Consider the following 24,004-nt stretch of genomic DNA (forward strand, 5'->3'; position numbering starts at 1 on the left):
CCACCTCCCAGCGGTCCACGCGGGTTCCAGGCGGCAACCACTCGGGGGAGAGCAGGACCCGTCCCAGCACCGCCTCCGCATGGCGAAGCCCCAGCTCTGGTGACTCACTGCTCACGGGGACAGCCCTTTCCATCGCACGGAGCGATCACCTTCCTGATTCCAGACCTCCAGCACATAGCGAGCCTGGGGATCCAGGCCCTCTGGCAGATGCCATTCCAGGACCACCTGGCCGCTCGCGCCAGGTGCCAGCCGGTCCTCCAACATCCGAACGGGAATCTCACGATGAATGACCTGCCCCTCCTTCTCATCCGGCCCCAACTGGATGAGCCGTCCCACGCCGGGTACCCACAGTGCGGAGCCGGGTGAGTTTCTCAGGGTGAAGGCCATCAACCGGGTTTGGATGTGGCGGTAGAGAAGCGCACTCCTCACGACCTCCAGGCCTGGCGTTTCAACGGCCGTAGGAGGCCGCTCCACCGACACCGGCTCCCGCCCCAGCGCTCCGGTGAGCACCGCCCCCGCCAGTCCGGTCTGGGCGCACTGCGCACGCAGGGTGGCGAGCCCCGCCTCGGCGGCGACGCACCGTCCCCGCAGCAGGGACAGCTCCTCGCCCAGGTCCTCGGCGGACAGCGCGTGGCGGGACACCTCCACCACGGTGTCCACCTCCTTGGGGTCGGTGACGAGCAGGAAGGACACCTGCCGGGGTGCGTCCTCTCCCGCGAAGCGCGCGGTGATGAGCGGTCGGGACGTCTCCGGCATGGCCACGGCGGGGCGCAGCACCATCACGCCCGGGTACACCTTCAGTTGCCCGAACAGCGGCGCCAGCGCCTTCGTATCCACGGACGCGGGCAGGATGTCCTCGTTGAACACGACGGTGGTGACGGTCCCGGGAGCGACGCGCAGCAGGTGCAGCGTCGTGGCCTCCTCCGCCCGCACCACCAGCTTCCGCTCCCGAGTGACTCGCGGTCCGGAGGCCCCAGCCCACGCCGGAACCGCCGCGCCCAGCATCATCAGCAGGATTGGACAGACAACCAGACGGGGCGTAAGCACGAGGGGCAACCTCCAGCATCACACCCTAACAGATAGGGGTGACGTGACACGGAGGTTTGGAGCCCGGCATGTGACAGGTCGTCCAGCGGAGCCACCTACGTCGGCCCCGGAGGGAACTTCTTCATGAGTTCTTCAGGCAAGGGGGTCCGCAGGAGTGACTGCTGGCCTCCGCCAGTCCGGATGACCTGGAACCCTTGCCCCGCGATTCTGAGGAGGTCTCCATCCTGCCCCTTGTCACTCTCCAACCACTCTTCCGCAGCCTGACGCGTCTCGAACGTCCCCGCGACGACGACATCCTCGATGGCGGGCGTATCGAACGAACGGAAGAACGCACGGTATTCGTCCAGCCGTCGTCCTTCCTGGATGTAGATCAGCGCGACCGCCGCGATCCGCAGTGCTTCATCCTCCGCTGAGCCCTCTTCGTACTTCTCATTGATGCGCCGAAGCACGTCGAGCACCGACTCCACCTGAAAGCCTTGATTGTATTTCATGAATATCTTCCTAGAGGGCAAGAGGAGCGAGGAGCAACGCCCCCGCCGCACAGATGTCTGCGGATGCTCGAGACGCCCTGAGGTACTACGGTGATGCGCTGAGCATTCGCCGCCCCGGAATGGAGATGGAGGCACAGGTCCGGAGGGTCAATCTCATCTATGAGGGGGGCGACCTGAAACCTGTCGACCCGGGAGTATGGAGAACGTCCGTGGAACAGGTTGAGACCAAAACCCAAGGAGTGGAGGTATCGACTCAATGAAGGCGTTTGAATTCCATGAATTGGGCACGACGGACAGGCTCCGGCTTTCGTTCGACGGCACCTTCAACCCCCTTGCGGACTTGGGGGTCGAACTGGAGCCGTTCTTCCATGCGCTCGAGACATACGCGGGGGAGTGGATGCCAGACCTCATCAAAGGCAAACGACAAAGAAAGTACTCCCGCACCGCTGTCTGGAAGACCCTGAAGGAAGAGCGCAACGAAAACAGTACATCCATCGGTCTCTATCGAACGGAATCACCAGCCTTGGACATCGGGCTTGATCTTTGGTTTCCGCCGCTCCCGCCAAGACTGCATGTATGGATTGCAGTCCAGCCGATGTCGCTCTTCGCGGACGCGGAAATCTGCGACAAGTTCACGGAGATGGTCCGTGCCTGGGCCAGCCGCCATCCTGCAACCCATGCCATGGCCAACAGCCTGGCCGAAGACCAGATGTCGGGTGCTCCCGACTTCGGCCGCGATCAAAGAACCTCGCGAAGAGACGGATTCGACAAGATTTACGAGGTCTGTTGGCTGAATGTCTTCGGCCCGAAGCTGGTCGCTTCCGTCGGGCGCGAGCGGATGCTGTCCACGCCTGCCCACCGCGTGGAAGAACTCCCCAACGGCTCCGTCCTGCTGGTGCTGTGGCCCACCGCCGCGGACTTCGCCAGTGACGAGGCGCGCGTGGCCCAGGCCCGTGCCCACGTCCACCTGCGGCCGGACCTCGACTTCGACACGGTGCTCCGCACGCTGAGGGAGCGCAGTGCAGCACTCGTCCCCGTCGAGCCCCGCTTCCATCCGGACCTGGCACCTCTGCTTTCGCGGGTGGTGGACAGGGTCGCCATCAGTGAACGGCAGCGGAAGATCGCTGAACTCAATGCCTTCCAGCCACCCGAACCGGAAGAGTGGCTCCCGGCCGACCTGCCCTCGGACGTAGCGAGTCCAGCGCAGGTCCACAGCGGCGATAGCGACCTGACCGAAGGCCTCGTGGCCGCCCTGCATACCCACGTGCCCAGCATCTTCGACGCGACACCCGAGTCCCTCACGGACCTCGACTTCTACTTCTGGCGGGAGAACTTCCCGGAGCGCTACAAGCGGGACCTCATCGACTCGCACACCGCCCCGGCCCTGGGGGCCTATCTGGGTGGCATCCTGGTGAAGCACCTGGGGGGGACCTGGATTCCGCGACAGAACCCCGAAGAGTCTCAGGTGCGTGTCGGCCAGCGCGTCTGGCTGCCCTTCCTCCGCGCACGCCGCTACATGGAATCCCGCCAGTCGCTGCTGACGCACTCGCTCACGCAGTTCTTCCGGGAAGCGGAGCGACACAGGTCGTGACAGGAGCCGCGCTCGTGCGCTCCATGAAGTGCCCGCGGATACGGCGCACACCCGCTTCACCAAGTGTTGGCGCATCAACGACCGTGACTGGCTGTCTACCGGGCAACCAACCCTCATGAGGCCGCTGCCCGCCGCCACTAGACTTGGGTCTGACGGACGCACTAGGACCCCGTCCATCGCCCGATGCCCTCTGCCCCCCCCACACGCCCCGACCCGGCGGCACGCCCCACCGTGTGGCTGTTGGAGGACTCGCCCACCGAAGCCCGGGCCACGCAGGCGGCGCTCGCTTCCGCGTGTGACGTCACCGTGTTCCCCGACGGGGCCGCGCTGGTGGAAGCGATGGGCTTCCAGCAGCTGCCGGACGCGCTCGTGTTGGACCGGGAGACGCCCGGGCTCACCGGCCTGGAGGTCTGCGCCTTCGTCCGGAGCACCCCCGCCACGGCCCGCATCCCCGTCCTGCTGCTCACCTCCCACCAGCGCCCCGAGGACGTCATCGAAGGACTGGGCGCGGGCGCCAATGACTACGTCTTCAAGCCCTTCCGCCCCCAGGAGTTGGTCGCCCGCGTCCTGGGGCTGGTCCACTGGAGCTGGCAGCAGCGCCGGCGCGAAACCGAGGCGACGAAGGAGCTCGACGACAGCCGCCAGGACCTGTCCGATGAGCAGGCGCGCCGCACCCTGGCGGAGAGCACGCTCGTGGAGGTCCGCGCCGCGGAGCTGCGCGCCTGGAACAGTGAACAGCGCTTCCGGCTGGCCGCCCGCGCCACCCAGGACGCCATCTGGGAATGGACCCCCCAGACCGACACCCTGGAGTGGAGCAGCGGCGGACGCGACCTGCTGGGCCCGCTGGACGAGCCACGCGTGCCACGCCTGGACTGGTGGCGGAGACACATCCATCCGGATGACCTCGCCGCCGTCCAGCGCGGCTTCCGCGAAGCCCTCGATGGAAGCGGCGACGTGTGGCGCAGCAGCCACCGGCTCCGCGACACGCACGGCGCCTGGCGGGAGGTGGAGGAGCACGCCCTCATCGTCCGCGACGCGAATGCGCGCGTCGTCCAGGTGGTGGGTGCCCTGCGGGACGTGACCGCCCGGAAGCAGCTGGAGCAGGAGGCACGCCAGCGTGGTGACTTCGAGCGGCAGCTCATCGGCATCGTGAGCCATGACCTGCGCAGCCCGCTGTCCTCCGTCCTGCTGTCCGCCTCGCTGCTCCTGGAGCGAGAGAACCTCGACGACTCACAGCAGCAGCGCGTGCACCGCATCCGCACCGCCACCGAACGGGCCGTGCGGATGATCCGCGACCTGCTCGACTTCACCCAGGTGCGCCACGGCGACTTCCCCCTCCAGCTCCAGGCCGCGGACTTCCATGCCCTGGTGGAGACCGCCGTCGAGGAGGCCCAGACTCGCGCCCCCGGACGTGTCTTCCAGGTCACCTCCACGGGCGACGGCGCGGGGACCTGGGACGCGGACCGGCTCGTCCAGGTGGTGAGCAACCTGCTGGGCAACGCGCTGACCTACGGCGACCCGGCCGCCCCCATCCAGGTGCGCAGCCAGGGGACGGGGGACACGGTGGTGCTGGAGGTCCACAACGAGGGCCCCCCCATCTCCCCGGAGCTGCTGCCGCGCCTCTTCGCCCCCCTGGAGCGCGGCACCGCCCACCAGGGAGACCGCGCGAACCGCAGCATCGGCCTGGGGCTCTTCATCGTGCGGCAGGTGGTGCACGCCCACGGCGGCACCGTGAGCGTGACGAGCCTGCCGGAAGCAGGCACCACCTTCACCGTGCGCCTGCCACGCCACTCCCCCGCTTCGCGGCCTGGCCCACCGCCCGGGTGAACTGGTCGATATCATAGGGTTTCAACAGCAACTCGATGACATCCGGACCGGTGTACGCCTTCGCGCCCTCGCGGTTGGTGGTGGTGAGCACGAAGGGGATGCCCGCGGCGGCCGGGTTCGCGGCCAGCTTCTGGAACGCGCGCCAGCTCAAATCAAACGGCACGCTGATGTCGTAGACGATGACCGCCGGCGCCGTCACCTTCACCAGCGTGGCGAAGTCCAGGGGGCCGCGGATGACGTCCTGCACGCGCACGCCCTTCGTCTGGAAGCCCGCCCCGTCGAGCACCTCCTCCAGCGCCTCGATGAGGTCCTCGCTCCCGTTGAGCACCAGCACGGTGGGTCGCTTTTCCATGCGGGGAAGGTGCGTCCTCCTGCCCGGGTGAAAAGCGTCCCAGGGCCCGCGGATGTAGCGCACCCGACAGAGGCGCCGGTCGCCCGGACGGCCGTCAGGCGTGGGCCACCACAGGCCCCGCGCGAGGCAGCCGCACCCGGAACGTCGCCCCCTGCCCCAGGGTGCTCGTCACCGCCACCTCGCCGCCGTGCGCCTCCACGATGCGATGCAGGCGATACAGCCCCAGCCCCAACCCACCGTAGTTGCGCGTGGGCACCGCGCGCTCGAAGCGGCGGAAGAGGCCGTCCACCCGGTCCGGCGCGATGCCGATGCCGTGGTCGCGCACCACCAGCCAGGCCGTGTCCCGGTCCGCCCGGACCTCCAGCTCCACGGGCTTGCCCGGACCGAACTTCACCGCGTTCACCAACAGGTGCGTCACCACCTGCCCCAGCCGCAGCGCGTCCCAGTGGCCCACCGCGGACGCCACGTCGCGCACCACCAGCAGGCACCCCGCGCGCGCCGCCAGCTCCTCCGAGCGCAGCACCACGTCCCGCACCACCTGCCCCAGGTCCACGTCCTCCAGGTTCAGCCGGGGCGCGTGGCCCTGCATCTGCGACACGTCCAGCAGCCCCTCCACCAGGTCCGCCAGCCGCTGCACCTGCCGGTCCGCCGCCACCAGCGCGCGCTCCAACCGCTCCGGCGCCACCTGTCGCTCGTGCTTCAGCGCCGCCGCCGTGCCCTGCACGCGCAGCCGCAGCGCGGCCAGGGGCGTGCGCAATTCGTGCGCGGCCACCGCCAGGAACTCGTCCCGCACGCGCACCGCCTCGCGCGCCTCGCGGTACAGCCGCAGCTGCTCCGTCACGTCGCCAATGATGCCCGCCATGCGCACCGGCCGGCCCTGCGCGTCGCGGATGGCCCGGCCCCGGCTCACGCACGAGCGGTAGCCCCCGGCCTCGTGCTTCAGCCGGAAGGACACGTCGTAGGGCGTGCCCTGCTCCAGGTGCCGCGCCAGCGCGGACGCCACCTCGTCCCGGTCCTCCGGGTGCACCCGCGCCAGGAAGGCCTCGGAGGTCCCCGGAAAGTCCTCCGGCTTGAGCCCCAGCATCTCCAGGAGGCGCGGGCTCCAGTACATGCGCTGGTTGCGCACGTCCCAATCCCACACACCGTCATAGGAGCCGGACACCACCAGCCGGTAGCGCTCCTCGCTCTCGCGCGCGGTGCGCTCGGCCTGCTCCAGCAGTCCCACCCGTCGCTCCAGCTGGCGCACCATCGAATACAGGTGCGTCTCCGTGGACAGCTCGCCGGGCACGGGCGCGGGCAGGGGCCCCTCCGCGAGTGACTCGCGCAGCAGCATGGCCACCAGCTCGTCATCCCCCTGCGCGCGCCGCACGAAGCCGTTGGCCCCCACGTTGGCGGCCATGCGCAGGTCCAGCTCGTCCGGCGCGGTGGCGTGCGTGAGGATGACCGGCACGCGCGCGAGCTTGGGGTCCTGGCGCAGGGCCAGGCACAGCCGGAAGCCGTCCAGCCGGGGCATCAGCACGTCCGCCAGCACGATGTCCGGCGGATGCCGCCGCGCCAGCTCCAGCGCGGACATCCCGTCCTCGGCTTCCATGAGCTCGAAGCGGAAGGGCGCCAGCGCCAGCTGCAGGAGCTTGCGGTAGACGGGGTCGTCCTCCGCCACCAGCACCCGCAGCCCGGCCCGGCGGTCCTCCGCATCCCGCACCTCCCGCGGCAGGGCCCGGCGCACCGCGTCCACCCGGGCCCCCAGCGACATTCCCGGCGCGAGGCCCCCCGCCACCGGCAGGCCCGACCGCCGCAGGGCGTCCTGCTCGGCCGGCGGCGCCTCCGCCCAGAGGGAAGCCCCGGACGCGGTCAGCGCCTCACGCAGCGCGTCCAACTGCCCCGCCGCCGAGGCCAGCAGCGCCCCCGCCGCCAGCACCAGGTGCACCGGCGGGGACTCGCGCAGCGCCTGCACCAGCGGCTCCACCCCCTCCGCCAGCAGCACCCGCCAACCCTGCCCCTGGAACGCCAGGGACAGGAGCTCCCGATGAGGGCCCGGGGCTTCGACGAGCAACAGGGTGGGCTTCATTGGGGGCGGAAGGAGGAAGACGGGCGCGGGCGACAGGTCGTTCTGGGAGGCGGGACCCCAACGGCCCGCCACCAGGGTGTGGAAAGGGCGCAGTCTGGTGACAGGGGCCTCCGAGTCAAGGCAACCCTTTGGAAGTGTTGGAAGTTGGAAGGCCACGAACCAGGGAGACCCGCCGCTAGCCTGCCGCGTCACTGGTACAACCGGGCTACAGGTACACTTCGTTTGCACGGGCGCGGGCGACGTGGCGCGGCGGGTGTGTTATTCGACCGCGCATGGGTGCCAAGAAAGTCACGGCGCAGGAGAAGCTGACCGGGTTCCAGGATCGGATTCGCGCCGCGGGGCTGCGCAGCACCGCCCCCCGCGTGGCCGTGCTGCGCAAGCTGGAGACCGCCACCGCCCCCATGAGCCACGCGGACCTGGTGGAGGAGCTGGGCGGCGAGGGCTACGACCGCGTCACCATCTACCGCAACCTCACCGACCTCACCGAGGCCGGACTCGTCGTGCGCGCCGACCTGGGCGACCACGTCTGGCGCTTCGAGCTCAAGCGCGCCGGCGCCACCGAGCACACCAACAACCACCCCCACTTCACCTGCACCGACTGCGGCACCGTCGCCTGCCTCCCCGAGGAGTCCGTGCGCCTCACCACCGCCCGGGGCGTCCCCCGCGCCGTGTCGCAGCGCGCCGTGGAAGTGCAGCTGCGCGGCCTCTGCGACCGCTGCGAGTAGGGCCCCCACCCCTCCCCTCCCCTCCCGCCGGGCAACCGGACTGGCGAGCCCCTGCTGGGGATGTGCTCACTGGTAGGCATACGCCTACACATGAGCTTCCGCTCTCCTGACCCCGGGTACAGATTCGTCCTGGCGAAGGCGGGGACCCGCCGTTCCGGCTCGGGGGACGGTGCGGGCGCTCCAGGGTTCGCAGGGGGATTGGGATGGAAGCCCATCACACGTTGCTGGTCGTCGACGACGACATGGACATCCGGGATGCGCTCCAGGACGCGCTGGAGCTGGAAGGCTACGCAGTGCAGCTGGCGGCGGACGGGCTGGAGGCGCTGGAGCGGCTGCGCTCATCGGAGCCCCGGCCACAGCTCATCCTCCTGGACCTGATGATGCCGCGCATGGACGGCGTCGCGTTCCGCGAGGCGCTGCGCCACGAGCGCGCGTGCTCGGACATCCCGGTGGTGGTGGCCAGCGCGGACCTGGACGTGCGCGACACGGTGGATGGCATGGGCGTGGCGGGCTACCTGCGCAAGCCTTTGGACCTGTCCGCGCTGCTCACCACCGTGAAGCAGCTGTGCCTGCCCGTCTGAACGTTGAGCAAGGACACGAAATCCATCCACGAAAGGGAGCGGGACCATGAAGAAGCTCATCATCGCGGCAGTGATGTGTCTGGGAACGACTGCCTTCGCGCAGGAAACCACCGGCACGCCGGAGAACCCGGGGCCGAGCGCGCCCAGTTCGCGTCAGCACGGTCGCCGGTCCACGGGCATCGAGGCCCAGCAGGTGGGCCCCGCCATCGGTGACGCCGCGAAGAGCGTCGTGGGCGCGCAGACCTCCAAGGAGGAGGCGGCGCAGACGGGCGTGTGGAAGGAGAAGCACGCCTTCAACATGGAAGGCACCGTGAAGGCCAAGGACAAAGACGACATCACCCTGGCGCGCAAGGACACGCTGCCGGAGGTGAAGCTGGAGGTGCGCGACAAGACGAAGGTGACCCTGGACGACCAGCCGGCGAAGGTGAGCGACCTGCCGGAGGGCGCCAACGTGCGCGCGAAGTTCCAGCTGGAGGGGGATGACTCCGTCGCGCTGGAGCTGAAGGCCACCTCGCCCAAGCCCAAGAAGTAGTCCGGCCGTCGGACCGGTTCTTCAATGCCTCACACCGGGCCCGCTTCCCACCGAGGGAGCGGGCCCGTCGTCTTCGCGGGAAGAAGCCGGGACGCCATAAGCAGGGCTACGTGCTCGATACAGGGCCCGGCGTTCTCTGAGACTCCTCTCACGGACGTCTCAGGATGCGCTCGCGACGGGTCTCTACCGTGCCTCGCATGGTGGTTGCCCTGACCGCGTTGCTGCTCGCCGCCTCGCCCGCACCGACTCCGATGAGCTTCGCGGAGGCGCTCGCGCTGGCGGAGCGTGCCCCCCTTCCCGCCGCCGCCGCGCGCGCCGTGGTGTCCCAGCGCACCGAGGCGTCCCGGGTCTCTTCGCTGTCCAACCCGCAGCTCGTGGTGGAGCCCGGCTGGCGGCGTTCAGCCGCGGCGGGGAGCGGACTGGACCTGCGCGTCGGCGTGGCCCAGCCGTTCCACCTCTCCGGCCTCGGCACCGCGCGCAAGGAGGCCGTGCGGCTGGAGACCCGGACGTTGTCGGAAGAGGCGCGCTCCGCGCTGTTGGCCCGCCGGCTGACCGTCGCCGAGGCCTGGCTGTCGCTGTGGGCCGCCGAGCAGGCCCGGTCGCGCGCGGCCGAGGAGGTGCGGCTCGCTGACGAGTTTCACGAGAGGGTGGAGTCCGCGGCGGCGCTGGGTGCGGCGACGAAGCTGGACGTGGCGGAGGCCGCGACCTACGCGGCCGATGCGCGACTCACGGAGCTGGACGTCCAGGGCGTGGCCGTGGCGCGCCGCGCGGAGCTCTCCCAACAGGTGGGCGCGCGGCAGGCGGTTCCCGTCACCGCGACGGGCCCGCTGCCCGAAGTGGCCCTGCCCCCGGAGTCGCGGTGGCCGGCGTTGCAGGAGCGGGCCGCGGACCTCCCGGAGGTGACCTTTCGCATGTCGCTGGCCCGCGCGGAGCGTGCCCGCGCGGACGAGGCGAAGGCGGCCAAGGGGTTCCAATTGCAGCTCGGCGCCGCGGCCCTGCGCGAGTACGACGGCGCGGTGGGAGCAGTGGCCACGGTGGGCCTGACGCCTCCCGTGTTCGACCACGCCGAACGCGAGCGCGGCACCCTGCTGGCGAACGCCGCGCGGCTGGAGGGTGAAGGCCTGGAGGCCGCCGCCGCGGCGGCTTCAGCGCTGGCGCTCGCGCTCCACGAGGTGGAGCACTCCCACGAGGTGGTGGAGGTGCTGCGCGGCACGCTGCTCCCCGGCGCCGAGGAGGCGGCGAGGCTGGGCGAGCTGCTCTTCCGCGCCGGAGACACCACGGTCCTCGAAGTGGTGCGCCTGCGGCGCGCGCTCACCCACGCTCGCATCCGCCTGGGCCATGCGCTGGCGGAGGAGGCGCTGGCGCGCGTGCGAGCCCGGCTCCTCATCGATGCGCTCGCTGCGTCCGCCACGAAAGAAGCCACCCCCTGAGCACGGCCTGCCTCGCGCCGCTCCACCGCGGCGCTTCGCACCGGCTCCCTCATTCCACGCCGACACACCTGGCGCTCCTGCCCCGGAAGGCGCTGCACCATGAAACACGTCCTGCTCCACACCCTGCTGCTGCTGGCAACCGTCCCGGGTTGCGCCTCACCGAAGGAGGAGCCCCCCGCGACCGCCCGTCTCGAGGCGCCCCGCCCCAGCTCCGCCTCCGCGTGGGTCCAGCCCCGTCCCGCCCGAGGCGTTCCGCTGACGGAGGCCCCCGCCCGCGTGCTGCCCTCGCCTGAAGGCGCCGCCGTGGTGGGCGTGCCCCTGCGAGCCAGCGTGTCCCGCGTCGCGGTACGCCCCGGCCAGCAGGTGAAGAAGGGCCACGTGCTGATGGAGGTGCGCATGCCCGAGGCCGTCCAGGCCGCGGGACGGCACCAGGCGGCGACGCTCCGTCGTGAGGCCTACGCCAGGCGGCGGGAGCAGCTGCTCGCCCTCCAGGCACAAGGCATGGCGCGGCTGACGGAGCTGGCCGAAGCAGAGACCCAGCTCGCGGAGGCCCAGTCCGAAACACAGGCCGCGCTCGCGCTGCTCGCGGTGGCGGGACTCAACGCCGCGGACGCCGCCGCCGTGGCGCGCGGGGGCCTGGTGCCGCTGCGCAGCCCCGTGGAGGGCATCGTCACCGAGGTCTCCGGCGTGCTGGGAGAGACGCGTGAAGGCGGAGGCGCGCCACTGGTGCGCATCATGGGAGAGGGTGAAGCCCTGCTCGAAGCCCGCTTCGCCCGCCCCCTCCCCGCCGAGGCGCGCTTCGAGCTGGTGCTCCCCGGAGAGGCCCCGCTGCCGCTGAAGGAAGCCGGCCGCGCGCCCGCCATGGACCCGCGCGATGGCACCACGGCCACGTGGTTCATCCCGGAGCCACCGCGCGCCCTGCCCTCGGGCCTCACCGGCAGGGTGCGGGTGCGCGCGGACAGCCTGCCGGGCGTGAGCGTCGTCCCCGCGAGAGCGCTGCTGCTGGAGTCCGGCCAGGCGGAGGTGCTGGTGCGCACGGCGGCCGGCTTCCGCCGTCAGCCGGTGGAGGTCGTGGCCACCTCCGGCGCGGAGGCCCTGGTGCGCGGCGCCGGAGAGGGAGACGTGGTGGCCGCGGACGCGGAGTCCCTGCTCCTGGCCGAGGGCACGCGATGATTGCCCGCCTCGTGGAGGCCAGCGTCCGGCATCGCGTCCAGGTGCTCGTGCTGACGGCGGTGCTCGCCATCGCCGCGGGCGCGGTGGCGTGGCGCCTGGAGCTGGACGCGCTGCCCGACATCACCACCAACCAGGTCCTCATCCTCACCCGCGCCCCGGGCCTCACGCCGGAGGAGGTCGAGCGGCTCGTCACCCGTCCCATCGAAACCACGCTCGGCGGCATCCCCGGCCTCGTCGAGCACCGAAGCCTCTCCCGCTACGGCATCTCCTCCGTCACCGCCGTCTTCGAGGACTCCGTGGACGCCTACCGCGCGCGCCAGGGCGTGCAGGAGCGCCTCAATGGGCTCGCCTCCAGCCTCCCGCCCGGCGTGGAGGCGCCGGAACTCGGTCCCCTCACCGGCGGACTCGGGGAGGTCTTCCACTTCACGCTGGGCTCCCCCCTGCGCACCCCCGCCGAGCTGCGCGAGCTGGCCGAGTTCCGCGTGGCCCCGCTCCTGCGCGCCGTCCCGGGCGTCGTCGAGGTGAACAGCTGGGGAGGCCAGCAGCGCACGCTGGAGGTGCGCGCGGACGCGGCGAAGCTCGCGGCGCGCGGGCTGACCCTCTCCGACGTGCGGGGCGCGTTGGAGGAGGCCTCGGGCGCCGTCCCCGGAGCCGCCCTCCCCGCCGGAGAGCGCCAGGTCCTGGTGCGCGCGGTGGCCCGTCCCCCGGGCGCCACGGAGCTGGGCGGCGCCATCATCCGCACGCCCGGCGGCGCCACCGTGCGCGTGTCGGACGTGGCCGAGGTCGTCCCAGGCGCCCTGCCCCGCATCGGCACCGCCACCGCCAATGGCCGGGGCGAGACCGTCTACGTCATGGTGCAGATGCTCCGCGGCGCCAACGCCCTGGACGTGGTGGAGGCCCTCCACGCCCGCATGCCCGACGTGAAGGCCGCGCTCCCGGAGGACGTGCGGGTGGACCTCGTCTATGACCGGGGCGTCCTCGTGCGCGGCACGCTGCGCACGGTGGCGAAGAACCTCGCCGAGGGCGGCCTGCTCGTCATGGCGGTGCTGCTCGCCCTGCTGGGCAGCCTCCGGGCGGGCCTGCTCGTCGCCTCGGCAATCCCGCTGTCCATGCTGGGGGCCGCCATGGGCATGGTGCTGCTGGGCATCCCCGGCAACCTGATGAGCCTGGGCGCCATCGACTTCGGCCTCCTCGTGGACGGCGCGGTGGTGATGGTGGAGGGCGTGTTCCATCACCTGGGCCACGCACGCGGCCCGATGTCTCGCGAGGCGTGGCGCGACAAGGTGGGCTCGGTGACGGCCTCCTTGTCGCGGCCCGTGTTCTTCTCCGTGCTCATCATCATGCTCGTCTACGTGCCCGTGCTGTCGCTCACCGGCGTGGACGGGAAGATGTTCCGCCCCATGGCCCTCACGGTGGTGCTGGCGCTCGCCACCTCGCTGGTGCTGGCGCTCACCTTCATCCCCGCGGCGGCGAGCCTCGTGCTGCGTCCCCGGGACATCCCCGAGCGCGAGCCCTGGCTGGTGCGCGCCGTGGAGCGCGCCTACCGCCCGCTGCTGGAGCACGGCCTGCGCCATCCCGCCTGGGTGGCGTGCGGCGCGGGGGCCCTGCTCGTGCTGGGCGCGGTCCTCTACCTGCGCGCCGGCATCGAGTTCACCCCCCAGCTCAGCGAGGGCGACCTGGTCGTGCAGACGACGCGCGGGGGAGACATCGGCCTGGAGTCCTCCGCGCGGGAGGCCGGCCGGCTGGAGGCCGCCCTGCTGCGCCACGTCCCCGAGGTGACGCAGGTGGTGTCACGCGTGGGCAGCCCCGCGGTGGCCACCGACATCATGGGCCTGGAGCAGGCGGACGTCTTCGTCACCCTCAAGCCGCGCGAGCAGTGGCGCCCCGGGCTCACCCCCGAGACACTGGTGGAGGACATGCAGCGCGCGCTCGATGCCCACGCTCCCGGAGGGGAGCCCTCCTTCACGCAGCCCATCCAGATGCGCTTCAACGAATTGCTCGGAGGCTCCGTCGCCGACGTGGCGGTGAGCCTCTACGGCGAGGACCTGCGCGAACTGCACCGGCTGGCGGAGGCCGTGGCCGCCAAGGTGACGGGCGTGAAGGGCGCGGTGGACGTGCGCGTGCTCGCGCCGCCGGAGGTGTCCCTGCTGGAGGTGGAGCCCCGCCCGCTGGACGCCGCGAGCGTGGGCTTCTCCGTGAGGCAGGTCCTGGAGGCGGTGCAGGGGGTGCGCACGGGGCTGGAGGTCGGCGCCACCTTCGACGGGCCCGTGCGCGTGCCCATCGTCCTGCGGCTCGGCGCGAATACGGAGGCCTTCTCGCTGGAGTCCCTGCCGCTGCCCACCGCGTCGGGGAGCCTGGTGCCGCTGTCCCGCGTGGCGGACGTGCGGCTGACCTCCGCGCCGGCGCTGGTGAACCGGCAGGAGGGACAGCGCCGGCTGGTGGTGGGCTTCAACGTGCGCGGCGCGGACCTGGGCACGGTCGTGGAGACCGCCCGGGCGCGCGTGGCGGCGGAGGTCCCGCTCCCGCCCGGCTACCGCGCCGTCTGGGGCGGCCAGTACGAAACGCTGACCGCGGCCACGCGGCGGCTCTCGGTGGTCATCCCCGCGGTGGCGGTGCTCATCGTGACGGTGCTCATCGCGGCCTTCGGGCGGCCGAGGCCGGCGCTCATCATCTTCACGCACGTCCCCTTCGCCTGCGTGGGCGGCATGCTGGCGCTGTCGCTGCGAGGCATGCCCGTGTCCATCTCCGCGGCCATCGGCTTCATCGCCCTGTCGGGCATCGCGGTGCTCAACGGCGTGGTGTGGGTGTCGCGCCTGCTGCACCATGAAGCGGCGGGCATGCCGGTGAAGGAGGCCGTGCGCCTCACCGCGAGCGAGCGGCTGCGCCCGGTGGTGATGACGGCGCTGGTGGCCGCCCTGGGCTTCGTGCCCATGATGCTGGCGCGGGGCATGGGGGCGGAGGTACAGCGGCCCCTGGCCACGGTGGTGGTGGGCGGGCTGGTGACGTCCACGCTGCTCACCCTGGGCGTGCTGCCCTCGCTCTATCCGTGGCTGTCCCGGCGCCGCACCCGGACCGGGCCCCTGCCCACGGCACCGGAGGAGCCCGCATGAAGCTGCTGCTGGTGGAGGACGAGGAGCGCATGGCCCTGCTGCTGCGCCGGGGGCTGTCCGAGGCGGGCCACCAGGTGGACGTGTGCGAGCGGGGCGAGGACGCGCTCCAGCAGGGCATGGACGTGCCGTATGACGTCGTGCTGCTGGACTGGAACCTGCCGGACCTGGACGGGCTCGCGGTGCTGCGGCGCTGGCGCGAACGCGGACTGCGCACCCCGGTGATGCTCCTCACCGCGCGCGGCACGGTGGGCGAGAAGGTGGTGGGGCTGCGCGCCGGCGCGGACGACTACCTTGCGAAGCCCTTCGCCTTCGAGGAGCTGCTCGCGCGGCTGGAGGCCCTGCACCGCCGGGGCGACACGGGCACGCCGGTGCGGAACATCGGCCCGCTGGTGCTGGACGCCCGCCGGCGGGTGCTGCGGCACGGGGACCAGGAGCAGCCGCTCACCGGGCGCGAGTTCGCCCTCTTCCAGGAGCTCGCGGGGCACCTGGGCGAGGTGCACTCGCGCTCGGAGCTCCTCATGCGCGTGTGGGGTGACGCCTTCGACGGGCCCCCCAACATCGTGGATGTGTACGTGGGCTACCTGCGCGGGAAGCTGGCCCGGCTGGGAGCGGGGAGCGCGGTGTCCATCCAGTCCGTGCGCGGGGTGGGCTTCCGGCTGGTGCGGGGGGAGTCGCCGTGAGGCTGGCCGTGCGGCTGTGGCTGCTGGGCGCGCTCGTGCCGGTGCTGGGCGTGGTGCTGGCGTTGCTGCTGGCGGGCCAGCTCTTCGAGGCGTACCTGGAGCGCGTGGTGGACGACGCGCTGCTGTCGCAGGCCGCCACGGAGGCGGTGAGCCTCTTCGACGGCCCCGGAGGGGAGCCCCACCTGCACATGGAGGATTCGCCGCTCTCGGGCCTGGTGCAATCCTTCGCGCCGGTGGCGGAGGTGTACGGGCCGGACGGGCGGCGCGTGCTGTCCTTCCCGCCCACGGCCGACACGTCCGGAGAGCGGCTCCAGCGGCCCCCCGACACGGACGCGCCCCGGCTGGAGACAGTGCGCGAGGGCGACGCGCCGCTGCGCCGCGTGACGGTGCGCGTGGTGTCTCCCCGGGGCATGCCGTACGTGCTGCGGCTGTCCGCGTCACTGGCGTGGCAGGAGACGGCGGTGCGCGCCTTCCATGGCATCACCCTGGGGCTGGCCGGCCTGCTGGGGCTCGTGTTCTTCGGCCTGCAGACCTGGCAGGCGCGGTGGCTGGAGCGCAGGCTCGCGGAGCTGCGCGGCCTCATCACCCACCTGCGCGAGGGCCTCTGGTCCGGAGCACCCGCGGGAGGGACGGCCAGGGACGAGGTGGCGGAGGTGGAGGCCGCGCTGCGCGAGGCCGCGAAGCGCCTGTCGTCCGCGCGCGAGGCCCAGGAGCAGCTCATCGCCCGCGCCGCGCACGAGCTGCGCACACCGCTGGCGCTCATGCGCACCCAGCTGGACCTGGCGCTGTGGAAGGAGCGCGATGGCGCCGAGCTGCGCGAGTCGCTGGAGGAGACCCGCCGCGAGGTGGAGCGCCTGTCCCTCCTGGCGGGCAACCTGCTGGACCTCGCCTCCTTCGGCCGTGGCGCGTGGGAGGTGAAGCCCGAGGACCTGCGCGTGCTGCTGGAGGATTCGTCGGCGGCGGCGCGAGCCCAGGCGGAGGAGCAGGGCGTCTGGGTGACGGTGGAAGCGCCGGAGCCAGCGCCGTGTCCCGTCCACGCCAGCTCCGTGCGGCAGGCGGTGGACAACCTGCTGGCCAATGCGCTGCGCTTCGCCCCGAGCGGCACGGAGATCACGCTGCGCGCGGAGCGGCACGACGGCCTGTGGCGGCTGGCCGTGCGGGACCGGGGGCCCGGCATTCCTCCGGAGCACCGGGAGAAGGTGTTCACCCCGTTCTACCGCGCGGAGCCCTCCGGCCGAGGCGCGGGCCTGGGGCTCGCGGTGGTGCAGGAGGTGGCCCGGCGGCACGGCGGCCGCGCCTTCGTGGCGGAGCCCCAGGGCCCTGGCGCCGAGGTGGTGATGGAGCTGCCCGAGGCGGGACCGGCCACGAACTGACGGCCCTCACTTCACTGCCCTTCCAGGGTCGCCCCATGCCCTGACTGGGAAGAAAATTGCCCTCTCCCCAGGGAATGCCGCACGGACAGCCTGCTCTCCGGGGCGGGTACGCCGCTTGCTTAGGTGGCGCGTACGCGTAGGGAGACCATGGTGAATCGACGACTGCTGGGGCTGGGCGTGTGTGCGGGTGCGGTGATGCTGTCGGCGTGGGGGTGCGGCGGGACGGATTCGCCCACGACCCCCATTGATGACACGAACAATGTCGACCCAAGGCCAGGGGTGGATGCGGGGACCGGCGGCGACACCGACGCCGGGACGGACGTGGACGCGGGCACGGATGCCGGCACCGACGTCGATGCGGGCACGGATGCGGGGACCGATGCCGGAACGGATGCGGGCACCGACGGCGGCACGGACGCGGGCACGGTGGTGGATCCGTGGCCAGAGGATCCGGTGACGAACTATTCGGACCGCTACGGCATCGGCAGGGTGAAGTCGGTCGGCATCGACCTGGGCAAGAACATCTGGGTGCTGGACGGCGACCGCATTGGCGTCGTGCGCGCGGACACGCAGAAGCTGGTCTGGGTGTCCGGCGCCGTGGGCCAGGCGGCCACGGGCCAGCCCTCCACCGTCATCTGCGGCGGTGAGGCGGGCCGCGCCTACGTGGGCTACAACGCGCCGGGCCTGGGCGAGGATCCGGAGTGGCCGGACATCCACCCCAACTTCATCGTCACCGCGAAGCCGTGCGAAGTCGCGGTGAACGAGACCACCTGCTTCCCCTTCAGCACGCGTCGGCTCAACCTCTACACGCAGGGTGACGTGGATGCGGTGAAGCTGGACGCCAACGGCCAGGTCGCCCTCGAAAGCCACATCAACCAGTCACGCCGTGCCAACATCGACGCGAACGGCAAGCCCTTCATCCAGACGGGCCCGACCGTGGTGGACGGCGTCAGCCTGGGCATCCGCAACAGCAACGACCACCACTTCGACGAAGACCGCGCCATGGTCAGCTGCACGTCCGTGCTGCGCGGCCCGAACAAGGGCGACGTCTTCTTCGGCACCAACCACGGCGTCGTGCGCCTGCGCGGCCTGACGTTCAACGCCCACCGGCACCCGGTGTGGTTCAAGAAGGATCCTGAGAAGCCCAACTCCCAGGGCTCGCAGCAGGCGGGCTACACCTACGGACTGGGCATCTCGCCGTCGGGTGACGTGCTCATCGCGAACGACTGGAACTTCGGCACCGTCACGCCCGACACGAAGATGGAGACCTGGGACGACACCACCACGCCCACCATCAACCAGCAGAAGGTGAAGTCCTCGTTCCTTCAGGACCTCAACTCCCAGGAGGAGTTCGACTTCTGGCGCGGCTTCCAGCAGACGACGGACAACAAATACTACCTGGGCAGCAGCACCTACGGCCTGTGGGAGATGACCATCGGCTCGGCTGGCAATCCCTCCCAGAGGGGCACGCGCATCGGCGCGGACGTGCCGGCGCTCGGCAGCATCAACACGCTGGCCTCCACGAATGACGGCTCGCTCTTCATCGGCACCAACGCGGGCGGCCTCTACCGGCTGACCCCGTCCAAGACGGTGGAGAAGGTGGCGAACGTGCGCGGCAACAAGGTGCTCCAGTTGGTGTACGACGGCTCTGGCACCTCCGGCCTGCTGCTGGTGCTGACGTCGGAAGGCCTGACGGTCCTGCGCGGCTACTGAGCAGGACTCCTACCCTGACGCCGGGGCGGCGCGCATGTCGCACCCGGCGCCACGGAGGGGAAGGCCGCCTGGAAGGCGCGGGAAATGTTCTGGAGGGAGGCCCGGTTCTGCTTCCGCCCCCCTGCCTTCGCGCAAGGGGGCAGGCGGGCCGGGCCCCCGGGCTTCACGGCCCTCCGGACCGTTCTCTACAATCGCCCTCGCCCCGCCGGAGGAATCCAAACGCATGCGCTTGAGACTCGCCCGCCGCCGTCACGCCGCTGGTGCCACCTCCTCCCTCGCCCTCTCCGAGGCAGTGGAGCCCCACGGCCGCAACGAGCTCCAGGCGCGAGGCCCCGACCCCTTCCGGCCGGACCGGCGCCTGCGCTGGCGCGACCACTTCGTCCTCACCGAGCACCTGCTCCAGTTGGACAGCATCCACCCGGAGCACGACGGCCTGCGCATCGCGCAGCTGTCGGACGTGCACGTGGGCCAGGCGACCAGCGACGTGCGCATCCGCCGCGCGGTGGCCGCGGTGAACGAAGCCGCGCCGGACCTGGTGTTCCTCACGGGCGACTACGTCACGCACAGCCCCAAGCCGCTGCCGCGCGTGCGCCAGCTGCTCCAGGGGCTCAACGGCCCCGTCTTCGTGGTGATGGGCAACCATGACCACTGGGTGGACGCGCCCTACCTGCGCATGTCCTTCGAGGCGCTGGGCTACACGGTGCTCCAGAACGAGCACCGCGTGGTGCACGTGAAGGGCGCGCCGGTGACGGTGCTGGGCATCGACGACGGGCTCACCGGCATGGAGGACGTGGAGGCCACCTTCCGGGGCGCGCCCTCGTCCGGCACGCGGCTGGTGCTGGCCCACACGCCGCCCACCGCGGACAAGCTGCCCGCGCACGCGGGGCTGGTGCAGTTCTCCGGGCACACCCACGGCGGGCAGTTCATCGTCCGGGGCCTCACGGAGGCGCTCTTCCGCCGCGCGGGCCAGCCGTACATCCGCGGCCACTACCGGGTGAACGGCAACCACCTGTACGTGAACCAGGGGCTGGGCTTCGGCTTCGGCGGGCCGTACCTGCGCCGGGGCAGCACGCCGGAGGTCGCCTTCTTCACCCTGCGCACGCAGCAGGCCGCCCACGTCGGGACGACCTGATCCACGAGCAGGACGGCGCGCCCGCCTTCAGCGCAGGGGCGCGCCCAGCTTCATGCCGCCCAGGGCGTTCTCGCGCTTCTTGCGGGACAGGCTGAAGGGGCCGGGCCCGAAGTAGACGATGAGCAGGGCGCCACCCGCCATGGAGAGGTTCTTCATGAAGTGGATGAGGTTGTTCTGCGCCTGGACCGGGTCATCCATCTTCCAGAAGTGATGGACCATGAAGGCGGACGCCACCAGGAACACCGCGAGCATGGCCGCGCCCAGGCGGGCGAAGGTGCCCAGCAGGACGCACAGGCCCCCCACCACCAGCACACCGCCGGACACCAGCACCGCCGTCTTCGGGTCGGGCACGCCGGACGCCTGGGCGTAGGCCGTGAGGGCCTGGAGCTGGATGAAGTGATTGAGCCCGCTGGTGATGAAGATGACCGAGAACAGCAGCCGTCCCAGCGGTGCGAGCAGCCCCATGAATGACCTCCATGCCTCCGGCGTGTCCTCCCTCAACGCGGACGGGTCGGTGTCATTCTCCAGATAGGCACGGATGGGCGGGCGGACAGCCATCCCCCGCTCCCCTGCCCGCTCCCCTGACGGGTGGACAACCGGTCCGTCCCCGGGGTGACGCACCGGCGGGCTGCGACAACTCGCCACAGTGTGCTGGGACGGGGGGACGCTAGGGTGCCCACGCCTTGAAAACCCCCACCCTGGCCCTCCTGAGCGCCGCGCTCCTCCTCGTGCCCACCGCCCCGGCCTGGGCCTGCGCGAGCTGTGCGTGTGGGGACCCCACCCTCACGTCGATGGGAGGCGAGCAGCCCTTCGAAGGGCGCCTGCGGCTGTCCACGATGCTGCGCGCGTGGGGCCACACGGAAGGGGTGACGGGCGTGGACGCGCAGCGGCTGCGCGAGCTGCGCATGGACGTGGCGGTGGCGTACGCACCCAGGCCCTGGCTGGTGTTGGCGGTGAACCTGCCGCTCCAGGCCCGCGAGGTCCAGGACGTGAGCCTGGGACTGGAGCGCGGCTGGGGGCTGGGCGACATCGACGTGACCGCGAAGGCGTTCGTGTGGAAGGACAAGGAGTTCTCGCCGGACCAGCTGATCAGCGTGGTGGGCGGAGTGAAGCTGCCCACGGGCCCCAGGCTGCACGCGAGGGACGGCACGACGCTGGGCATCGACGCGCAGCCCGGAAGCGGCTCCGTGGATCCGATGGCGGGGCTGGCGTGGCAGGGCTTCCGGGGCAACTGGTCGTTCCTCGCGAGCGCCCTGGGCTTCCTGCCCTCGCGAGGGCGCGACGACTTCCGGTTGGGAGCATCGGTGCGCACGCAGGTGGCGGCGCAGTACCAGCCGACTCCCAGGTGGGCGGTGCGGCTGGGCGTGGACACCCGGGCGGAGAAGGCGCCGGACACGAACGGCACGCCGGAGGAGGCCGGAGGAGGCTTCATCGCGTACGCGTCACCGGACGTCCTCTTCAGCCCGGGCATGGACGTGGTGGTGCAGGCCGGGGTGCGCATTCCTGTCGTCAACCAACTGCGCCGGGTGTCGTCCACGCCCATCGCGGTGCTCTCGCTCGCGTACGACCTGTGATGATCCGTTCCTCGTGTCTGGGATTGGCGCTGTTGGCCCTGAGCGCGTGCGGCGAGCGCGTGGACGGAATGACCGTCACGCTGGGCCTGGAGCACCGGGCCACCGCGCAGGGCGTGCAGGCAACAGGCGGCGAGCGCTCCTTCACGCGAGCGGATGGACAGGTGCTCACGCTGACGCGCGGCTACGTGACGCTGGGCAGCGCGGAGTTGAAGCCGTGCGAGGAGGCGCTGGGGTGGCGGCTCCTGAAGGCGCTGTCTCCCATTGGCACCGCGCACGCGCACTCGGTGGGTTCGCCGTTGAGGCTGGGCACGCCGCACATCAGTGGCCTGGAGCGGCCGGACGGGAGCGTGCTGAAGTTGGGCACGGTGCGTCCGCCGCCGGGGCGCTACTGCCGGGCGAGGCTCACCTTCGAGCCCGCGGACGCGGACGCGGAAGGGCTGCCGGGAGCGGACAGCGGCGTGGACATGGTGGGGCACACGCTGTGGCTGGAGGGGACGCGGGTGCCCTCGGGCGGCGGTGAGCCCCAGCCCTTCCGGCTGGTGACGTCCAACCTGGCCACGGTGGACGTGGTGTTGGACGGGCTGACGCTGTCCGAGGACGAGCCGGCGGCCGAGCGAACCTTCGCGCTCGCCTGGGACACGTGGCTGGCCACGGTGGACCTGGAGTCACCCGGGGCGGCGGCCTCGGCGCTGGACACGGTGGCCCGCTCCGTGGCGATGTCCTCCGTCGCGCCATGACGTCCTCTCCGCCGCCCTCCTCCGAACCCTCGCTCCGGGCCCGCATCAACCTGGTGTGGCTCTTGAGGCTGCGCTGGGGCGTGCTGGTGGGGCAGGCGGTGCTGGTGGCGGTGGCGGTGTGGGGGCTGAAGCTGGCGCTGCCGGTGCCCGCGCTGGTGGCGCTCTTGGGCGTGGAGGCGGTGACGAACGCGGCGGTGCGCGCGGGGCTCGCGAGGGCAAGGCCGGTGGCGGAAGCGGCCATCTTCGGGCTGATGCTCTGGGACACGCTGGTGCTGACGGGGCTCTTGGCGTTGAGCGGCGGGACGCACAATCCCTTCACGGCGCTGTACCTGGTGAACGTGGCGCTGGGCACGGTGCTGCTGCCGCCGCGCCGCACGTGGGCGATGCTGGGCTTCACGCTGTTGGCGTTCGGGTCGCTGTTCGTGTTGCAGGACGTGACGCTGCCGGGGCTGGAGAGGCCGGACCACGCGGAGCTGATGCGACTGCACCTGAGCGGCATGTGGGTGGCATTCGCGGTGGCGGCGGGCTTCATCGTGTATTTCATCCAGCGAGTGACGCGAGCGCTGGCGCTGCGTGAGCAGGAATTGGAGCAGACGCGGGCAAGGCACGCGAGGCAGGAGAAGGTGGCCTCGCTGGCGACGCTGGCGGCGGGAGCGGCACATGAATTGTCCACGCCGCTGTCCACCATCGCGGTGGTGGCGAAGGAGTTGGAGCGAGCACTGGCGGCGTCACAGACCTCCGAGTCCGTGAGAGAGGATTTGAGGCTGATCCGTCAGCAGGTGGACCGCTGCCGGGACGTACTGGTGCAGATGTCCGCGGACGCGGGCCAGACGACGGGCGAGCCTTTCCAGGCGATTCCCCTGGAGCGGCTGGTGGAGGAGACGCTGTCAGAACTGTCCGGCCGGGAGCGCGTGAAGGTGGACGTGCCGGAAGCGTTGAAGGCGCACCCGGTCCACGGACCGCCAAGGGCATTGGCGCGGGTGCTGAGGGGCCTGGTGAAGAACGCGCTTCAAGCAACGCCCAAGGGTCGAGGCGTGGAGCTGCGAGTACTGCCGGAGGGCACGGGAGCGAGGCTGGAGGTGCGCGACGAAGGCCAGGGCATGCCGGAGACGGTGCTGACACGCGCGGGCGAGCCGTTCTTCACCACGAAAGCGCCGGGAGAAGGCATGGGCCTGGGACTGTTCCTGGCGCGCTCGCTGGCGGAGCAGCTGGGCGGGTCGCTGGAGCTGCGCTCGAAGGCAGGAGAAGGCACGACGGCGAGCCTGAGCCTGCCGGGCGCGGACGCGAAGGAGGCAGCGGCATGAGCACGGCCCCAGTGGATCAACGCCCCAGCCTGCTGCTGGTGGACGACGACAGCACCCTGCGTGAGCGATTGGCACGAGCCTTCCGCGAGCGCGGCTGGGACGTGACGACAGCAGGCAACCACGACGAGGCGATGGTCGCGGCAAGGCGCGAATCACCGGAGTACGCGGTGGTGGATCTGCGCATGCCGGGGCAGAGCGGGCTGGAACTGGTGCGAGACCTGCTGGCGGTGGACGCGTCCACGCGAGTCATCGTGCTGACGGGCTATGGCAGCATCAGCACGACGGTGGACGCCATCCGGCTGGGAGCGGTGAACTACCTGCCGAAGCCCGCGGACGCGGACGACATCCTGGCGGCGTTCGCGCGAGCGGAAGAAGCGCCCAACGTGGCCGCCCCGGAGACGCTCCAGGCACCGTCCCTGGCCCGAGCGGAGTGGGAACACATCCACCGAGTGCTCGCGGACAGCGCCGGCAACATCTCCGAGGCCGCGCGCAAGCTGGGCATCCACCGCCGGTCGCTCCAGCGGAAGCTGCAGAAGTACCCGCCGTCGCGCTGACGCGGAGCCG

The 24,004-nt window shown here is 71.4% G+C and carries 21 protein-coding genes; 16 read left to right on the forward strand and 5 right to left on the reverse strand.

Translation table 11 applies throughout. From position 1 onward, the window contains the following. Nucleotides 1–111: 111 nt before the first annotated feature. Nucleotides 112–1,047, reverse strand: a complete 936-nt coding sequence (locus D7Y21_RS16375) for a DUF2381 family protein (RefSeq protein WP_147443058.1) — start codon at nucleotides 1,045–1,047, stop codon at nucleotides 112–114. Nucleotides 1,048–1,142: 95 nt separating this feature from the next. Beyond that, the gene (locus D7Y21_RS16380) at nucleotides 1,143–1,538 is read right to left on the reverse strand and encodes a hypothetical protein (protein ID WP_120560882.1); all 396 of its coding nucleotides are present in this window, start codon (nucleotides 1,536–1,538) and stop codon (nucleotides 1,143–1,145) included. A 256-nt stretch (nucleotides 1,539–1,794) separates the two neighbouring features. Here D7Y21_RS16380 and D7Y21_RS16385 point away from each other — a divergent pair, with 256 nt between their 5' ends. Beyond that, nucleotides 1,795–3,129, forward strand: a complete 1,335-nt coding sequence (locus tag D7Y21_RS16385; protein WP_120560881.1) for a hypothetical protein — start codon at nucleotides 1,795–1,797, stop codon at nucleotides 3,127–3,129. 183 nt (nucleotides 3,130–3,312) lie between these two features. After that, nucleotides 3,313–4,956, forward strand: a complete 1,644-nt coding sequence (locus D7Y21_RS16390) for an ATP-binding protein (protein WP_121714269.1) — start codon at nucleotides 3,313–3,315, stop codon at nucleotides 4,954–4,956. Here D7Y21_RS16390 and D7Y21_RS16395 read toward each other — a convergent pair. Together D7Y21_RS16395 and D7Y21_RS16400 are read right to left on the reverse strand one after the other, a co-directional pair. After that, nucleotides 4,898–5,308 carry a hypothetical protein gene (locus D7Y21_RS16395; RefSeq protein WP_120560879.1) on the reverse strand — a complete coding sequence of 137 codons (411 nt, stop codon included), beginning with the start codon at nucleotides 5,306–5,308 and terminating at the stop codon, nucleotides 4,898–4,900. The genes D7Y21_RS16390 and D7Y21_RS16395 overlap by 59 nt on opposite strands. 94 nt (nucleotides 5,309–5,402) lie before the next feature. Further along, a complete protein-coding gene (locus D7Y21_RS16400) occupies nucleotides 5,403–7,376 on the reverse strand; it encodes an ATP-binding protein (protein WP_121714308.1) in 1,974 nt (657 codons plus the stop codon). Nucleotides 7,377–7,648: 272 nt separating this feature from the next. Between D7Y21_RS16400 and D7Y21_RS16405 the strand changes: the two genes are divergently transcribed. From D7Y21_RS16405 to D7Y21_RS16450, 10 genes are all read left to right on the forward strand, one after another. Then, nucleotides 7,649–8,101 carry a Fur family transcriptional regulator gene (locus D7Y21_RS16405; RefSeq protein WP_014400341.1) on the forward strand — a complete coding sequence of 151 codons (453 nt, stop codon included), beginning with the start codon at nucleotides 7,649–7,651 and terminating at the stop codon, nucleotides 8,099–8,101. 203 nt (nucleotides 8,102–8,304) lie between these two features. Beyond that, nucleotides 8,305–8,682 (forward strand): response regulator transcription factor, encoded by a 378-nt coding sequence (locus D7Y21_RS16410; protein WP_120560878.1) that lies wholly within the window; start codon nucleotides 8,305–8,307, stop codon nucleotides 8,680–8,682. Nucleotides 8,683–8,728: 46 nt separating this feature from the next. Further along, nucleotides 8,729–9,214: a hypothetical protein gene (locus tag D7Y21_RS16415; protein ID WP_120560877.1), complete on the forward strand. Its 486-nt coding sequence runs from the start codon at nucleotides 8,729–8,731 to the stop codon at nucleotides 9,212–9,214. A 164-nt stretch (nucleotides 9,215–9,378) separates the two neighbouring features. Further along, entirely contained in the window at nucleotides 9,379–10,644 is a 1,266-nt protein-coding gene (locus tag D7Y21_RS16420) for a TolC family protein (protein ID WP_233612124.1), read from the forward strand. 99 nt (nucleotides 10,645–10,743) lie between these two features. After that, a complete protein-coding gene (locus D7Y21_RS16425) occupies nucleotides 10,744–11,817 on the forward strand; it encodes an efflux RND transporter periplasmic adaptor subunit (RefSeq protein ID WP_121714271.1) in 1,074 nt (357 codons plus the stop codon). Continuing rightward, on the forward strand, nucleotides 11,814–14,927 hold the full coding sequence (locus D7Y21_RS16430; RefSeq protein WP_121714273.1) for an efflux RND transporter permease subunit: 3,114 nt from the start codon (nucleotides 11,814–11,816) through the stop codon (nucleotides 14,925–14,927). The genes D7Y21_RS16425 and D7Y21_RS16430 overlap by 4 nt, the downstream gene beginning before the upstream one ends. Then, nucleotides 14,924–15,607 (forward strand): response regulator transcription factor, encoded by a 684-nt coding sequence (locus D7Y21_RS16435; RefSeq protein WP_120560873.1) that lies wholly within the window; start codon nucleotides 14,924–14,926, stop codon nucleotides 15,605–15,607. The genes D7Y21_RS16430 and D7Y21_RS16435 overlap by 4 nt, the downstream gene beginning before the upstream one ends. After that, nucleotides 15,604–16,980, forward strand: coding sequence for a sensor histidine kinase KdpD (locus tag D7Y21_RS16440; RefSeq protein WP_120560872.1), 1,377 nt, complete (start codon nucleotides 15,604–15,606; stop codon nucleotides 16,978–16,980). The genes D7Y21_RS16435 and D7Y21_RS16440 overlap by 4 nt, the downstream gene beginning before the upstream one ends. 147 nt (nucleotides 16,981–17,127) lie before the next feature. Further along, nucleotides 17,128–18,693, forward strand: a complete 1,566-nt coding sequence (locus D7Y21_RS16445; protein ID WP_120560871.1) for a hypothetical protein — start codon at nucleotides 17,128–17,130, stop codon at nucleotides 18,691–18,693. 223 nt (nucleotides 18,694–18,916) lie between these two features. Then, nucleotides 18,917–19,825: a metallophosphoesterase gene (locus D7Y21_RS16450; RefSeq protein WP_120560870.1), complete on the forward strand. Its 909-nt coding sequence runs from the start codon at nucleotides 18,917–18,919 to the stop codon at nucleotides 19,823–19,825. A 27-nt stretch (nucleotides 19,826–19,852) separates the two neighbouring features. Here the strand turns inward: D7Y21_RS16450 and D7Y21_RS16455 are convergent, their stop codons facing one another. Then, the gene (locus D7Y21_RS16455) at nucleotides 19,853–20,383 is read right to left on the reverse strand and encodes a DoxX family protein (protein WP_233591293.1); all 531 of its coding nucleotides are present in this window, start codon (nucleotides 20,381–20,383) and stop codon (nucleotides 19,853–19,855) included. 125 nt (nucleotides 20,384–20,508) lie between these two features. On the opposite strand from D7Y21_RS16455, the gene D7Y21_RS16460 reads away from it, so the two are divergent. Genes D7Y21_RS16460 through D7Y21_RS16475 form a run of 4 tightly spaced genes read left to right on the forward strand, consistent with a single transcriptional unit; the run spans nucleotide 20,509 to nucleotide 23,994 of the window. After that, nucleotides 20,509–21,399: a transporter gene (locus D7Y21_RS16460; RefSeq protein ID WP_121714275.1), complete on the forward strand. Its 891-nt coding sequence runs from the start codon at nucleotides 20,509–20,511 to the stop codon at nucleotides 21,397–21,399. Then, on the forward strand, nucleotides 21,399–22,136 hold the full coding sequence (locus D7Y21_RS16465; protein ID WP_121714277.1) for a hypothetical protein: 738 nt from the start codon (nucleotides 21,399–21,401) through the stop codon (nucleotides 22,134–22,136). Before D7Y21_RS16460 ends, D7Y21_RS16465 begins: the two co-directional genes overlap by 1 nt. Beyond that, nucleotides 22,133–23,440: an ATP-binding protein gene (locus D7Y21_RS16470; protein ID WP_120560866.1), complete on the forward strand. Its 1,308-nt coding sequence runs from the start codon at nucleotides 22,133–22,135 to the stop codon at nucleotides 23,438–23,440. The genes D7Y21_RS16465 and D7Y21_RS16470 overlap by 4 nt, the downstream gene beginning before the upstream one ends. After that, nucleotides 23,437–23,994: a response regulator transcription factor gene (locus tag D7Y21_RS16475; protein WP_120560865.1), complete on the forward strand. Its 558-nt coding sequence runs from the start codon at nucleotides 23,437–23,439 to the stop codon at nucleotides 23,992–23,994. Before D7Y21_RS16470 ends, D7Y21_RS16475 begins: the two co-directional genes overlap by 4 nt. Nucleotides 23,995–24,004 lie beyond the last annotated feature (10 nt).

Source organism: Corallococcus sp. AB045, assembly GCF_003668895.1.
GTDB classification, from domain to species: domain Bacteria; phylum Myxococcota; class Myxococcia; order Myxococcales; family Myxococcaceae; genus Corallococcus; species Corallococcus coralloides.

Coding starts and splice junctions, on each gene's coding strand:
- D7Y21_RS16455 (WP_233591293.1), bottom strand. CDS start 20,383: ATGGCTGTCCGCCCGCCCATCCGTGCCTATCTGGAGAATGACACCGAC.
- D7Y21_RS16380 (WP_120560882.1), bottom strand. CDS start 1,538: ATGAAATACAATCAAGGCTTTCAGGTGGAGTCGGTGCTCGACGTGCTT.
- D7Y21_RS16405 (WP_014400341.1), top strand. CDS start 7,649: ATGGGTGCCAAGAAAGTCACGGCGCAGGAGAAGCTGACCGGGTTCCAG.
- D7Y21_RS16385 (WP_120560881.1), top strand. CDS start 1,795: ATGAAGGCGTTTGAATTCCATGAATTGGGCACGACGGACAGGCTCCGG.
- D7Y21_RS16420 (WP_233612124.1), top strand. CDS start 9,379: ATGCGCTCGCGACGGGTCTCTACCGTGCCTCGCATGGTGGTTGCCCTG.
- D7Y21_RS16430 (WP_121714273.1), top strand. CDS start 11,814: ATGATTGCCCGCCTCGTGGAGGCCAGCGTCCGGCATCGCGTCCAGGTG.
- D7Y21_RS16465 (WP_121714277.1), top strand. CDS start 21,399: ATGATCCGTTCCTCGTGTCTGGGATTGGCGCTGTTGGCCCTGAGCGCG.
- D7Y21_RS16450 (WP_120560870.1), top strand. CDS start 18,917: ATGCGCTTGAGACTCGCCCGCCGCCGTCACGCCGCTGGTGCCACCTCC.
- D7Y21_RS16445 (WP_120560871.1), top strand. CDS start 17,128: ATGGTGAATCGACGACTGCTGGGGCTGGGCGTGTGTGCGGGTGCGGTG.
- D7Y21_RS16415 (WP_120560877.1), top strand. CDS start 8,729: ATGAAGAAGCTCATCATCGCGGCAGTGATGTGTCTGGGAACGACTGCC.
- D7Y21_RS16425 (WP_121714271.1), top strand. CDS start 10,744: ATGAAACACGTCCTGCTCCACACCCTGCTGCTGCTGGCAACCGTCCCG.
- D7Y21_RS16400 (WP_121714308.1), bottom strand. CDS start 7,376: ATGAAGCCCACCCTGTTGCTCGTCGAAGCCCCGGGCCCTCATCGGGAG.
- D7Y21_RS16390 (WP_121714269.1), top strand. CDS start 3,313: ATGCCCTCTGCCCCCCCCACACGCCCCGACCCGGCGGCACGCCCCACC.
- D7Y21_RS16435 (WP_120560873.1), top strand. CDS start 14,924: ATGAAGCTGCTGCTGGTGGAGGACGAGGAGCGCATGGCCCTGCTGCTG.
- D7Y21_RS16395 (WP_120560879.1), bottom strand. CDS start 5,308: ATGGAAAAGCGACCCACCGTGCTGGTGCTCAACGGGAGCGAGGACCTC.
- D7Y21_RS16475 (WP_120560865.1), top strand. CDS start 23,437: ATGAGCACGGCCCCAGTGGATCAACGCCCCAGCCTGCTGCTGGTGGAC.
- D7Y21_RS16470 (WP_120560866.1), top strand. CDS start 22,133: ATGACGTCCTCTCCGCCGCCCTCCTCCGAACCCTCGCTCCGGGCCCGC.
- D7Y21_RS16410 (WP_120560878.1), top strand. CDS start 8,305: ATGGAAGCCCATCACACGTTGCTGGTCGTCGACGACGACATGGACATC.